Genomic DNA, 12,050 nt, shown 5'->3' on the forward strand with positions numbered 1-12,050 from the left:
GGCGCGATTGACTTCGATGCGCTGCGCGAGGAGAACTTAGATAAAGGTGCCGTCTACGAAGTCGTCGCCATTGACTTCGATGCTCTCCGGGAAGAGGACTTGGAGAAAAGCGTGATTGATTTCGATGAGTTGCGTCAGGAAAACCTGGAGAAAGGTGCCGTAGCGTAATGGCTCGCCCCCTCAAGCCCGAGATGGTGCGCTATCTCCACCGGTTCGATGAACTGTGTGCGGCAGGTCGAGACGCGACTTACCGCACCCCCAAACTCAGATCGTCGATGCCTTGGCCACCCGCCACTCACCCCCGGTCCGCACCGGCTCCCTAACATCCACAACTTCCAGCCCCCTTAACGACAGGTCATCAAGGGGGCTTTATTTCCGCTTGGTGTGTGAACTCTGGCGCGGCCATCATCTTCAACACACCCTGAAATGCTGGTCAGCAATAGTTAGCGTTTTTCCTGGCTGTGAGTCATAGAAGAGCACGCCCAAAACCAGATAAAATCATACTTCCAGTGGATAAATATCGAGATTTCCAGAAAAATCCGATCCAAGAATAATCAGACTTCAAATAATAACGTGATTTAAAACGACAACAGCACCCAGAGCGGTTCCTTTGAGTGATCTCCCTTCATTCATTGAGTCTATATGGAGCGGCCTCGATCATCGTCTCGGTGACTTCATGCCCCGTTCTACCAACGACCTGGCTCCCTGCGACTAAACAGAGGAAATATCAAAAACCTGATTGGATGCTGTTGCCTGTGATGACGCATCAGACGTTAAATCGATATCAAACCTCCTATTTAACGTGGACTGAACGGTCATTTGAAATCGAAGCGTATCGCTTCTTGTTATTAGAGTAACCCCCTGGGGATCAAATCTTTCAGACTGCAACCAAAGTTCATTTTCGAGAGTGCAGTTACTATCAGCGAGGGCAGTTTTTCGGTAAACTCACGCAGGGTTTGCGCCTTGAACCGACTGATTCCCCAGAGTGTCCTCACATGCACCGATCGCCCCATCGCGATCGCCCATCCGGGCGTCGTATCCCGACCGCTGGCCATGCAACATTGCCGAAAACGATGGTGAGCGATCGCGGGCTCAACCCCCTCAAACCCTAGCCGTAAGAGAGGCGCAAATAAATCAGGCCCCAGTGAATTTGGGACAACCGGGATATTCCACTTCGGTAAATGCTCAGAGCTTTGTCACTGCTGTTCGTAAGCTTCTAGCTCCTCTTTAGGCACCCTTACCTGTTTCTGGTAGACACCGTCCACTAATTCGACTATTGATTCGCGATCTCAAGTTTGGGGAGGTACCCATCCCGGCTTAATGCATCCCCAAATTGAGCAACGCCAGAAATCTAACCGGGGACTGCAGGAAATCTAACAGCGATAACCTGTTTCACTTCGGATACTGAATACCGCGATTTTTTGGTTCGCCCCAGCGATGACACGTTGATCGCGGGCGGCGATCTCCCAAGTGCCAGAGTCACAGGATTGAGGTTGCCAGGGCTAGGGCGCGATCGCGCTGGTTGCTGGGGCGTCTGCGGCACTCGTCGTCGGTTCGATCGCCTCCATGATCTGCAACAGTTCGCGCTCAAAGGTGACTTGGGCGCGATTGGTGCGGCCCCCCACAAAAAACTTGTCATCCGCCTCTAGCGCCCAAACTTGCGAATGGGAAATGTAGCTCATCAACACGCCCACCATCAGCAGGCCAAACCCTAGGTAAACCCAGGGAATACCCGGATCAGCCTTGATTTGCAGACCCGTGCTGCCGATGATATCGACGATCGAGAGTTGAATGCCGTTCACTTCGGTGGCCATGCCCTTGCGCACGGTGGCCACGAGCTGACCAGCCGTGTCATAAACCAGCAGCGTGCCCTGCAAATCCGTCGCTAGCAGCGACACACTCTCGCTCATGTCGGGCTTCGTCGGCACCAACGTGCCCCAAATTCGCGATTTGCCCTCCGTCGGTAACTGCCCCATGGGAATCTCCAACACCGGACTGTTGTTGAGTTTCACCTGAACCGCCGCAATGCCCCAGTCCGCCTGATAGAGCGTGACCCCTTTGTAGCGCAGCGGTTCGTTCACATGGATGGTCTTTTGCGCGAGTTCTTCCCCGTCCTCATTAATCACCGAGAGGTCAGAGTAAAACTGGTCAATCACGCCCTCCGGGGTATAGTCAATCCAAAAGTCGTTAACCCGTACGGCCCAGTCTTTAGGCACTTGGGCCTCGGCCCACGGCCCCGCGTCAAAAATATTGCGAATTTGAAAGACCTGGCCACTGGGCACAATCTCTTGGGCAAAGAAGCCCGTCATCGACCCGTAAATCGCGCCCGCGAGAATAATCAACATGCTGGCATGGACGACGATGGGGCCGATGCGACCCGCTACCCCTTTCTGGGCATAGAGGGTGCGATCGCGGGTAAAGACCTTGTACCCCCGTTTTTCTAGCAGGGGTGAAATGGCTTCCAGGTTGCCCTGCGTCAATTCGCCACTCAGCGCCAGTTTATTGAATTGGCGCGGTTGACTGTAAAAGTTCCATGGGCGCGAAAACCAGCGCAGCGCCGTGATCTGCCGGGTAAAGGTGCAGGCGGTCAAGCTGGCCCCAAACACAATCAAAATCGCCAGATACCACCAGGTGCGGTACACGTGGTCAAGGCCCGACACCAGGATGACCCGCCAGTCGAGGAACCCAAACAGCGCTGGATCAGAGGGATAGTTGGTTTGGTAAAACGCTAGCGATTCACCTTGTTCGATCACAGTGCCCGTAATGCTGGTCACCGCAATCACCAGGAGGAGGGCGATCGCCAGGCGTAAATCCGCCAGCAGTGGCAGCAGCTCGCGCTTAAAGTAGCGCTGTAGCCAACGGTTCACGGTGGTCATCGGATTGGAAGAAAAAGCCATGCAGGGGGATTAGCTGAGATGGATAGGGGGCAGAGCGAGGGGAAAGTTACACCAGTTGATTGGGGGCAAAGCGAATCAGCAGGGAAAAGACCCCAAAGCCCACCAGCAAGATGCCGCTAGCGGGCGTGATCCAGCCCGACCAACGACGCAGCGCCAGGAGCTTTTTGATCGTGGCGGTAAAGGTGCCAGCAATCACCAGCGGCGACACGTAGCCCACGGTGTAGGCCAGCAGCAGCGCCGCCCCCAGAACCGGATCCCCGGTCGTGGAAATCCACGCCAGCAGGGTCGCCAGCACGGGGGTACTGCAAGGGGATGCCACCAGGCCAAAGGTCAAGCCCAGCAGGTAACTCTTCACCGCCAGGGGGAAACCCTGATTCATCACGTCCACATTGCCCAAGCTGGGCATGGGGAGGGGTAGCGCTTCCAGCAAATTCAGCCCCATGAGAATGGCGAGGACGCTGACGATGATGGGCAGCCCGACGCCTACCTGGCCGTACACTCGCCCCACCGCGCCCGCCACGAGGCCCAGCGCCGCGAGGGTCGTCGCCAAACCGAGGGCAAACCAGGAGGCTTGGGCGATCGCTTGCCCGCGATTTTCGGCTTCGTAGCCGCCCATGTAGCCCACCATGATCGGCAGCATCGAGAGGGTGCATGGGGTCAGACTGGTGAGCAGTCCGGCTAGCCACACCACCCCAATGCTGACCAGGGAAATGCTGGTGAGTTGATCAGCCACCAGGGAGTTGGCGTACTGGCTGACTTCGTAGAGCGAGGTTTGAAGCGTTTCTAACATAGAGATGGGTGAAGGTTGGGGCGGGCGTGAATCTGGTCGCTTCGCAGGCGCATGGCCCAGCAGTTCCACCCTCCATTCTATCGAGCGCGGGAAACGGATGGGCGTCGAGTTTGACGGTGGCATTGCCGGATTGCAGGCAGCTGGTCAGGGGACGGGTCCCTGCTGGCTCGACCGAAACTATCAGGACTCATCCGAGGGAAAGGATTGAAAGGGGACGGGTCCCTACTGGAACAACCGAGACTGTCAGGACTCATCCAAGGGACCCGTCCCCTAGGCACAGAGGGCACCGTCCCTTTGCCACCAGAGGGTTGGGCGTCTGCCACTTGACTGTGGTGATGGCGGGCCGCATCCAGCGTTACTGACAGAGGGCGTAACTCGCGAGTTCGATGAGTTGTTTTCGGAGGGTTTCCAGACCAATGCGGTCTTGGGCGGAGACAAATATCGCATTGGGAAATTCTTCTTTGGCGATCGCTAAGGCGTCACTGTCCACTTGATCCAGCTTGTTAAACGCCAGCAGAATCGGGCCAGGAGTCACGGGCATGTCCCCCAAAATGCGCATGACGGAACGAATTTGGCTCTGCCAGGCCGGATGGGACAAATCCACCACATGCAGCAGGGCGTCGGCTTCGGTCACTTCTTCCAACGTGGCGCGAAAGGCATCCACCAGGGACTCGGGCAAGTCGCGGATGAAACCCACGGTGTCTGTCAGTACCAGTTGGGTTTGCTCCTGAGTGTCACTGTCGAGCACGCTGAGCCGTCGGGTGGTGGGGTCGAGGGTGGCAAAGAGTTGGTCAGCGGCGTAAATCTCGGAATGGGTGAGGGCATTGAGCAGGGTCGATTTACCGGCGTTGGTGTAGCCCACCACGGCAATGGAGGGGATATCGCTGCGCTGCCGCCGCTGGCGGAGGCGATCGCGGTGGGCTTGCAGTTGATTCACCTCGCGCTGGAGTCGCGAAATGCGTCGCTGAATCGCCCGTCGTTCCGTCTCCAATTTGGTTTCACCAGGCCCCCGGGTGCCGATGCCGCCGCCCAGTCGCGACATGGTCTGACCGCGTCCGGTCAGGCGGGGCAACTGATATTCCAGTTGAGCGAGTTCGACCTGCAACTTACCTGCCCCAGTGCGCGCCCGCTGGGCAAAAATATCCAAAATGACTTCGGTGCGATCAACGACGCGGACGCCCATTTGGGCTTCCAGATTGCGGACTTGCGCCGGGGACAAATCGCGATCGAACACCACCAGGGTCGCGCCCAGGGTTTGGGCTTCCAAGGCGATCTCCTGCACTTTGCCCGCCCCGAGTACGGTTTGGGGATGGGGGCGATCGCGCCGCTGGTGCAGCATGGCCAAAACTTCGCCCCCCGCCGTTTCAACCAGGCGCTGCACTTCCATCAAGCCATAGCGAAACTGCACTTTGCTGACATTGCCCGTGATCAGGCCGACGACGATGACGCGATCGTGATCCGCGTCGACCTGTTGCGCCACAAACACGCGGCGAAATTCTTCTTCCAGGGCGTCGGTTAGCGAGACAAAATCCTGTTGGGCGATGGTATCCAATGACATGGGATCAGACACCGTCCACCGCGCCTCGGGGTGGGGTACCAAATGCGCCAGGTACACCTCGTTGACGTAGCCCGTAGCGCCGCCGCCGCGACGTTCAAAGCCATCGCCCGATAAGGTCACCGCCACGAGCGAATCCAGCCGCTGCATCGCCATGGCGGTGAGATCGCTGGTGCTTGGCGGTTCGTGCTTGAGCCGGGTGGCAATGCAGCGAATACCACAGAGGCGCTCGGCCCCATAGCGCGGCAGTTCTACCGGGGGGATGCGGGTTTGCTGCGGGGTGCCAACCCCGACCCGAATCACTTGCCCCCGACGATTGAGGTAAACACACAGGGGTTGCCCCAGGTCGGTACTAATGGCCGCCAATCGCTGCGCGAACTCCGGAGTCGTGAAGCGATCGCCCGGTAGCCGCTGGTGATACAGCCGTTGCAGTTGCTTAAGCTGGTTCGGTTTCAAACCGCGCAGGTTGCCGTGGATGGTCTCGATGGGGCCTTACCCTCCAGAAAAATCGGTTAGAAATTATCCTAGTCGATTTTTTCGCGAGGCGATGGCTGCCACCCCGGACGAGTCACGGAGCGATGCACCCGATCCCGACGCTGCCCCGAGTCGCGCCCTCGCTAAAGATAGATTTCTTTGGGGAAGGGTTTGAAATTTGAACGGTTTCAGACTATAAATCTGCTATCGCTGTGTGGCGATCGCTGAAACCCTCACTACGATGTACCAAAAAGTTACTTTTTGAGTTCAATAGCTGGAGGGTCACTATCCTATAAGACGTCATTCCGGGGAATAACCCTGTATTCATATGAGCACAGATATCAATTCTGAGACCAACGTTGCTGAGGTGCCCGACACCGCAGCGCATACCGAGACCCCAAACGACGGCGAGGTCAATCAGCAGTTGCAGCAAATCCTAGATAAGGTGTCTGGTTTGTTGGCCAACCTGCCCGATTACGTCACAGACTTTTTCAAAGAATATAAGCGCCCGCTAGTCACCGTTGGGCTCATTTTGGCGGCGTTTATCTCTGTCAAGCTGTTGCTGGCAATTTTGAGCGCGATCAACGAGGTGCCGTTGCTGGCTCCCACGTTTGAGCTGGTCGGTTTGGGCTACAGCAGTTGGTTTGTTTACCGCTTTTTGCTGAAGGATGTCAATCGCCAAGAACTCACGGAGAACTTCACTGCGCTCAAAGATCAGGTGTTGGGTAAAAACGGTTAGACCCTCGGCTGCCCGCCCCGGCTCAATGACGTGCTTTAGCGGCTCGGTGAGCCCTCATGAATGATCCACAGAGCGCTGAACCCGCAACTATGAAGCCCTGCCAGCCATCGTCATGGTCGGCAGGGCTTTTGTTGTGTGCGCGATCGCGCTTAAGCATGAGCATGGAATCAGTTGGGAGCTGTCCCCAGGCAGGCAAGATGCCTGCCCTAACAATTTGGCTGTGATTTGATCCTCATGCCTTAGGCGATCGCGGCTGTTTTCAACTGCGCGGCGGCGGCTTTCAGGGGGGGCAATAGTGACAGGGGCACCTGTTTGCCATTGAGGGAGACGCCGGTTTTATTTTTGTCGCTCGTGGGGCCGTGGTAATCGCTGCCGCCAGTCATGAGCAAATCGTAGCGATCGCACAATTCCTCTAACTTCCGCTCATCACTCGGGCTGTGGCTGGGATGATAGACCTCGACCCCCATTAACCCCGCAGCGACTAGCTCCGGTAGCACCGTGGCAACCGTGCCCCCGCGAAAGAGGTAGGGATGCGCCCACACCGGCACCGCCCCGCACTCTCGTAATAGGCGAATGCCAGCCGTCGCGGGAAACGGGTCATAGGACACGTAGGCGGGGCCGCCCTCGCCCAGCCACCGGGTGAACGCCTCTTGGGCATGGGTGACGTAGCCTGCCTGCACCAAGGCTTGGGCCACATGGGGGCGACCTGGAGCCAGATCCCCGGGCATGTCTGGCAAGATGATCGGGAAACCCAAAGCGGCCAATTTATCGGCCATGGCTTGGGTTCGTCGCCTGCGCCCCGCAATCCGATCTTGCAGTGGTGGCTCCAGCTTGGCGTGGTCGGGATAAAAGCCCAAAATGTGCAGCGATCGCTCCCGATGCACCGTGCTGAGCTCCACCCCCGGCACAATTTCTAGCTGATTGCCCGCCGCCGCGATCGCCCGCTCACAGCCCGCCAAAGTGTCGTGGTCGGTAATGGCCATCGCCTTGACTCCAGCGGCGATCGCTGCCTGCACCAGCGCCTCTGGGGTCAGGGTGCCGTCGGAGCAGGTGGTGTGACAATGCAGTTCCAGCATGATTAGGCCGCTCCCAGTTGACTAAACACCTCGTCCACAATGGCCTTGGCTTTCTGATCCAGCACCAGCCAATCCACATCATTCAGCTCGCGATCGATGATCGAATCATCTACCCGCACTGGCCCCTCAGAAACCGGATACGCCTGAAAACAGACGCAATAACAGAGATGCCAAACATCGACCACCCGCGTTTGCGCCGCTTTGGTGAGGTGCAGCTCATAGCCCGGAAACGGCTGGGGAAGTTGGGCCAGCTCGGCGCGCATGGCCTCTGCTGCCTCCGGGGTGGCTTGACTCAGTTGCGATTGCAGTTCCTTAAACCGTTGCAGGATCGCTGCCGACGTGCCTTCCGGCCAAATTTGCGTCTCTTGATAGGTACCGCGCCAATCGGAGTCCTCCAACTGCTTGCGGATATTGTCGATGATGCGAATGAGGGCTGGCTGCATGAGCTGATCGGCGAGGTGGCGCGCTTGGGGAGTCTCGAACTTCAGCATCGGGTTAAACAAACAAACTCTCTTTAGCTTATCGATAAAGCTGCCAGCCCGTGACCTTTACGCATTTGATTAAGCTTTGGGGACAGGGAAGCGGTCATCGAGTTGGGCACAGAGACTGGTCAGCAGCGGTAGTTGAGCTTTGAGCAAGTAGTGACGCGCCCGTTCAACGGTAAACCAGTCGGCGCGATCGACTTCGGGAAACGCTTGCAGTTTGCCCGACTTGGGGGGCCATTCCATCGTGAAGGTATTGCTGCGCACCTGGGTGGGATCGCAGTCGCCCGCGAAGGCCCAGGCTTTGACCCGTTTGCTGGACTGACGAATTTCTGGCAATTCTAAAAAGGGGGGGTGCGGCGTCAGCCCCGTCTCTTCCGTGAACTCACGACAGGCGGTGTAAAACAAATCTTCGTCCCCTTCCACCAGGCCTTTGGGAATGGTCCAAATGCCCGCGTCACGCTTTTTCCAAAAGGGGCCACCCGGATGTACCAGCAGCACTTCCAGGGCGGCCAGATGACGATACATTAATAGCCCAGCACTTTGTTTAACCATGGCAACTAACTTGGCAGCAACGTCGGGAAATTCATCATCCTGCCGGGGGGCGATCGCGCTTCGAGACACAATAGTTAGAGAGTGGCCCCTGGCTCCCCCTTGCCCTAGAGTCATCGCCACCGTTCAGTGCGGCACGCTCACGCCATGACCCACCTGCCCCAAAAAACGATCGCCAACCTGGCCTGGGCCTTCCCCGATGCGGTGTTTTACAAAGCCACTCAAGCGCCCTGGGTGGCTCTGACCATTGATGATGTGCCCATTCCAGGGGAATTAGCCCCCTGCTCGACCCGGTGGATCTTAGACGCGATCGCCGAACACAATCAGAGTCTATCGGATCCCACTGAGAACGTCTGTGCCACGTTTTTCATTATTGGCAACCATCTGAATCGGGACTATGACCTGCTGCCCGACATGGTGGCCCAGGGGCATGAGCTGGCCAATCATGGCTTAGTCGATACCTGGCCCGCGTTGCAGTCCCGTCTGGCCTTTGCAGCGCATTTTCACCACACTCACGATCGCTTAATTGAGCAAGTGCCCGACTCGCCCATCCGCTGGTATCGTCCCGGACGGGCGTTTTACACGCCCCACATGCATCAAGTCATTCGCCAGGCCCCCGGCTATGAGCCGTACTTTGCCCTCGCCTCCATGCTGCCGCTGGATACCATGACCGCCACTGCCGATCCCAAGTTCACCGCTGGCTATGTGGCGCAGCATGTGTTTCCCGGAGCCATTTTGCTACTGCACGGTGGCTCGGTAGAGCGGTCGAAAAATACAGCGCAAGCCCTGCGGTTAATTTTGCCCCGGTTGCGATCGCAGGGTTATCGGGTCACCACCCTCAGCGATCTTTGGTACGCCGTTGAGGAGTAACCTCAGCTGGCTAAAGCACATCTATAAAATTGAAAACTGATTGAAAACTGGCGTTTGCCATCAGCCTCGACACCGCTTCTCTCCTCTCCTTGACGGCTAATACCGACTCCGTTTCCAGAACCCCCGATTCCCTGAAAGGCGAACAACGTTGGCCCTGAGTCTGTCGAAGGGCTTCGATCAGCGTCACATGGCCGTTGTTCAGAACCTTCACTTCTGCGCTCATATACCATGCACCCTCAATCACTCCGGCCTAGTCGTAGCGGTACTGGCGCGCTAGCAGCAGTTGCGGACAGTTGCGGACAGTTGCAGACAGTTGCGGACAAATGGGGGCAAAGACCTGGGGCGTTGAGTGATGACAGTGACGGCCAGTATCATCTGACAGGTGTCGTGATGTGGGTTGCGGATGTCAGGTTTTCCCAAGGTCAAGCTGCTCGCAGTGGGCAAAGTCAAGAAGGGCTGGATTCGTGAAGGGCTGGAGGTGTATCGTCAGCGCTTGCCGGAATTGGACATCGTTGAGCTCAAGGACTCTCACCCCGCCAAAGAAAGCGATCAGATGCTCACCCAGGTGAAAGACCGCGATCGCCTAATTGCCCTGACGGAAGAAGGCCAATGCTACGACTCGGTCAAATTTGCGCAGCTCATCAGTCGGGCCGAGTCGGGGAGCTTAGTGTTTGCGATCGGCAGCGCCGAAGGGCTGAGCCCAGCGGTGAAACAGTCGGCTGAGGGCCTGCTGAGTCTGTCGCCCATGACGTTTCCCCATGAGATCGCGCGGCTGCTGCTGCTAGAGCAACTGTATCGCGCCAAAGCCATTCTGCAAGGCAGCAGCTATCACAAGTAATGTCCTCCAACTTAGCGTCGCCTAGCGTGGGCACCGACGATCGCAAAATTCAAGCGGCAAAGTTCACAGTTCAAACGTGACCCTCTGGCGACAAAGCGCTGCTGGCGTTGTCAGATGCCCGCACCGCTCAGCCGCTAGCAATATGACTGAACAATTCCTGGGCAACCGTGAACCGGCCAGGGGTTAGAGCGCGAAATTCTGGTTGCTTAACGGCCTGGCCTCGGCGATCGCTGAACCTTCATGCCAGTCGGGACAGGCGGCACCGGATTGCCAACCGTAGGGATGAATGGCGCAGATGAGGGGAAGGCGCTGGTCTTTTTGGGTGCCGTAGGCGTGACCGTGGTAATGGGCACACCCGACACAAGCCGCCGGACGAGACGCGGACATTTCGGCAAAGCCGATTTGCGATCGCAAGATTTGCCGTTTGCGCTGCCCTTGGTGCCAGCGCTGATACGCCCGTTGTCGACATCGATAATTGGCCCGAAAAAAGATATCTCCGAACTCAGCCATGGTTGATCCCCCATTTGCCGCCTCTCTTCAAGCTAGCCTCAGAATGGGGCCATGGCTGTCAAAACGCCTCAGTTCAGGCGCTAGCGATGGAAACAGCAAAGATTGGCAATATTTCGTAACACAATTAGCCTCAGCTCAGCTGTTCCCCCGCTTCTAGTCGATTGCCATTCGCAAAATCCCAGCCAGACTGAGCCTTTTTGCCGCTGGGTTTGACTGTCCGCAACAGTAGCCAGCCCGCCCCGGTTTGGATGATCGGCCCCCAGTTTTTGGCGATCGCCACCACGGTGCCCGGCTCGTTGTCGGTCGGTCGCGAGGGGAGGTGCGATCGCAATGCCTGCAAGTCTTCTGGTAACTGCTCCCAATAAGCATCGCCCAAAGGCACTGTGGCCTCAACTTTCATCTCTTTGTCGCGAAAGCGGGTGACGCAATTGGGATAAAAGCCGCGAATTTGGTTATGGAGGGCGATCGCGGGTCTTGCCCAGTCCAGTTGATAATCGGCTTTTTGGATCAGGGGGGCATTAGTCGCTGCCGCGTCATTTTGAGGCTGTGGTATCAGCGTCCCGGCCTCCAGTTGCTTCAGGGTGGCAGGCAGTAGCTCAGCACTCATGGCGGCCAGATCTTTCGCCAGGTCGAGGGCGTTGTCTAGCAGACCAATGGCCCGTTTGCCTTCCAACAAAATGGGGCCAGTGTCCATGCCCGCATCCATCTGCATCGTGTCAATGCCGGTTTCGGTTTCCCCGTGATAAAGACACCACTGAATCGGAGCGGCCCCACGATATTTGGGCAACAGTGAGCCGTGGGCATTCACACAGCCCAGGCGCGGCATGGTGAGAATTTGGGTGGACAAGATTTGGCCGTAAGCCACCACCACGAAGGCATCGGCATTGAGGGTCGCCAGTCGGTCCAGGGTTTCGGTATCTTTTTTAAGGCGTCGGGGCTGCCAGACGGGGATGTTGGCCGCGATCGCGACTTGTTTCACCGGAGACGGCATCACTTGCTTGCCTCGGCCCCGCCGCTTATCCGGTTGGGTCACCACAGCCACCACGTCAAAATCGGGATGGGCGATCAGCGCCTCTAAACTCGGGACAGCGAATTGGGGGGTGCCGAAAAAGACAATACGCATGGAGAGGAGTGGGTGGGTGAGGGAGTGGGTGGGTGGAGGGGTGTGAGGGTGGCAGAGTGGATGAGTATAAGGGATCTGCAACTAAATAAAGTACCCGTTCAATCCGGTTTCGACTTCGCTCAACCTACCAGTATCGAGAGTTGA

Annotated in this window: 12 protein-coding genes; 3 read left to right on the forward strand and 9 right to left on the reverse strand. The window is 57.4% G+C overall.

Annotated features, from left to right (window positions below; genetic code table 11):
• Positions 1 to 1,502 precede the first annotated feature (1,502 nt).
• From JUK32_RS03805 to hflX, 3 genes are all read right to left on the reverse strand, one after another.
• A complete protein-coding gene (locus JUK32_RS03805; protein WP_239112299.1) occupies positions 1,503 to 2,897 on the reverse strand; it encodes a cytochrome c biogenesis protein in 1,395 nt (464 codons plus the stop codon).
• A 46-nt stretch (positions 2,898 to 2,943) separates the two neighbouring features.
• Entirely contained in the window at positions 2,944 to 3,687 is a 744-nt protein-coding gene (locus JUK32_RS03810) for a cytochrome c biogenesis protein CcdA (protein WP_204137525.1), read from the reverse strand.
• A 355-nt stretch (positions 3,688 to 4,042) separates the two neighbouring features.
• The gene (hflX, locus tag JUK32_RS03815; protein WP_239112300.1) at positions 4,043 to 5,707 is read right to left on the reverse strand and encodes a GTPase HflX; all 1,665 of its coding nucleotides are present in this window, start codon (positions 5,705 to 5,707) and stop codon (positions 4,043 to 4,045) included.
• Positions 5,708 to 6,044: 337 nt separating this feature from the next.
• Between hflX and JUK32_RS03820 the strand changes: the two genes are divergently transcribed.
• Positions 6,045 to 6,455 carry a CAAD domain-containing protein gene (locus tag JUK32_RS03820; RefSeq protein WP_204137526.1) on the forward strand — a complete coding sequence of 137 codons (411 nt, stop codon included), beginning with the start codon at positions 6,045 to 6,047 and terminating at the stop codon, positions 6,453 to 6,455.
• A 239-nt stretch (positions 6,456 to 6,694) separates the two neighbouring features.
• Here the strand turns inward: JUK32_RS03820 and JUK32_RS03825 are convergent, their stop codons facing one another.
• The 3 genes from JUK32_RS03825 to JUK32_RS03835 form a co-directional block, all read right to left on the reverse strand.
• Positions 6,695 to 7,531: a PHP domain-containing protein gene (locus JUK32_RS03825; protein ID WP_204137527.1), complete on the reverse strand. Its 837-nt coding sequence runs from the start codon at positions 7,529 to 7,531 to the stop codon at positions 6,695 to 6,697.
• A 2-nt stretch (positions 7,532 to 7,533) separates the two neighbouring features.
• The gene (locus JUK32_RS03830) at positions 7,534 to 8,022 is read right to left on the reverse strand and encodes a hypothetical protein (RefSeq protein ID WP_204137528.1); all 489 of its coding nucleotides are present in this window, start codon (positions 8,020 to 8,022) and stop codon (positions 7,534 to 7,536) included.
• Between the two features lie 69 nt (positions 8,023 to 8,091).
• Positions 8,092 to 8,637, reverse strand: a complete 546-nt coding sequence (locus JUK32_RS03835) for an NUDIX domain-containing protein (protein ID WP_309224481.1) — start codon at positions 8,635 to 8,637, stop codon at positions 8,092 to 8,094.
• 75 nt (positions 8,638 to 8,712) lie between these two features.
• Between JUK32_RS03835 and JUK32_RS03840 the strand changes: the two genes are divergently transcribed.
• A complete protein-coding gene (locus JUK32_RS03840) occupies positions 8,713 to 9,435 on the forward strand; it encodes a polysaccharide deacetylase family protein (RefSeq protein ID WP_204137529.1) in 723 nt (240 codons plus the stop codon).
• A gap of 10 nt (positions 9,436 to 9,445) precedes the next feature.
• Here JUK32_RS03840 and JUK32_RS03845 read toward each other — a convergent pair whose 3' ends face one another.
• Positions 9,446 to 9,658 (reverse strand): hypothetical protein, encoded by a 213-nt coding sequence (locus JUK32_RS03845; protein WP_204137530.1) that lies wholly within the window; start codon positions 9,656 to 9,658, stop codon positions 9,446 to 9,448.
• Between the two features lie 180 nt (positions 9,659 to 9,838).
• Between JUK32_RS03845 and JUK32_RS03850 the strand changes: the two genes are divergently transcribed.
• On the forward strand, positions 9,839 to 10,273 hold the full coding sequence (locus tag JUK32_RS03850; protein WP_204137531.1) for a 23S rRNA (pseudouridine(1915)-N(3))-methyltransferase RlmH: 435 nt from the start codon (positions 9,839 to 9,841) through the stop codon (positions 10,271 to 10,273).
• Positions 10,274 to 10,456: 183 nt separating this feature from the next.
• On the opposite strand, the gene JUK32_RS03855 is transcribed toward JUK32_RS03850, so the two are convergent.
• Together JUK32_RS03855 and fmt are read right to left on the reverse strand one after the other, a co-directional pair.
• Complete coding sequence (locus JUK32_RS03855; RefSeq protein ID WP_204137532.1) at positions 10,457 to 10,783, reverse strand: hypothetical protein; 327 nt, start codon at positions 10,781 to 10,783, stop codon at positions 10,457 to 10,459.
• A gap of 130 nt (positions 10,784 to 10,913) precedes the next feature.
• Positions 10,914 to 11,906, reverse strand: coding sequence for a methionyl-tRNA formyltransferase (gene fmt / locus JUK32_RS03860; RefSeq protein ID WP_204137533.1), 993 nt, complete (start codon positions 11,904 to 11,906; stop codon positions 10,914 to 10,916).
• Between the last annotated feature and the right edge of the window lie 144 nt (positions 11,907 to 12,050).

The sequence above is a fragment of the Halomicronema sp. CCY15110 genome (assembly GCF_016888165.1).
Classification (GTDB): domain Bacteria; phylum Cyanobacteriota; class Cyanobacteriia; order Phormidesmidales; family Phormidesmidaceae; genus Halomicronema.

Bases quoted from the DNA above. Each gene is read 5' to 3' on its own strand.
- JUK32_RS03810 (WP_204137525.1), bottom strand. From the start codon at position 3,687: ATGTTAGAAACGCTTCAAACCTCGCTCTACGAAGTCAGCCAGTACGCC.
- JUK32_RS03840 (WP_204137529.1), top strand. From the start codon at position 8,713: ATGACCCACCTGCCCCAAAAAACGATCGCCAACCTGGCCTGGGCCTTC.
- fmt (WP_204137533.1), bottom strand. From the start codon at position 11,906: ATGCGTATTGTCTTTTTCGGCACCCCCCAATTCGCTGTCCCGAGTTTA.
- JUK32_RS03850 (WP_204137531.1), top strand. From the start codon at position 9,839: ATGTCAGGTTTTCCCAAGGTCAAGCTGCTCGCAGTGGGCAAAGTCAAG.
- JUK32_RS03830 (WP_204137528.1), bottom strand. From the start codon at position 8,022: ATGCTGAAGTTCGAGACTCCCCAAGCGCGCCACCTCGCCGATCAGCTC.
- JUK32_RS03820 (WP_204137526.1), top strand. From the start codon at position 6,045: ATGAGCACAGATATCAATTCTGAGACCAACGTTGCTGAGGTGCCCGAC.
- JUK32_RS03805 (WP_239112299.1), bottom strand. From the start codon at position 2,897: ATGGCTTTTTCTTCCAATCCGATGACCACCGTGAACCGTTGGCTACAG.
- JUK32_RS03845 (WP_204137530.1), bottom strand. From the start codon at position 9,658: ATGAGCGCAGAAGTGAAGGTTCTGAACAACGGCCATGTGACGCTGATC.
- JUK32_RS03825 (WP_204137527.1), bottom strand. From the start codon at position 7,531: ATGCTGGAACTGCATTGTCACACCACCTGCTCCGACGGCACCCTGACC.
- JUK32_RS03855 (WP_204137532.1), bottom strand. From the start codon at position 10,783: ATGGCTGAGTTCGGAGATATCTTTTTTCGGGCCAATTATCGATGTCGA.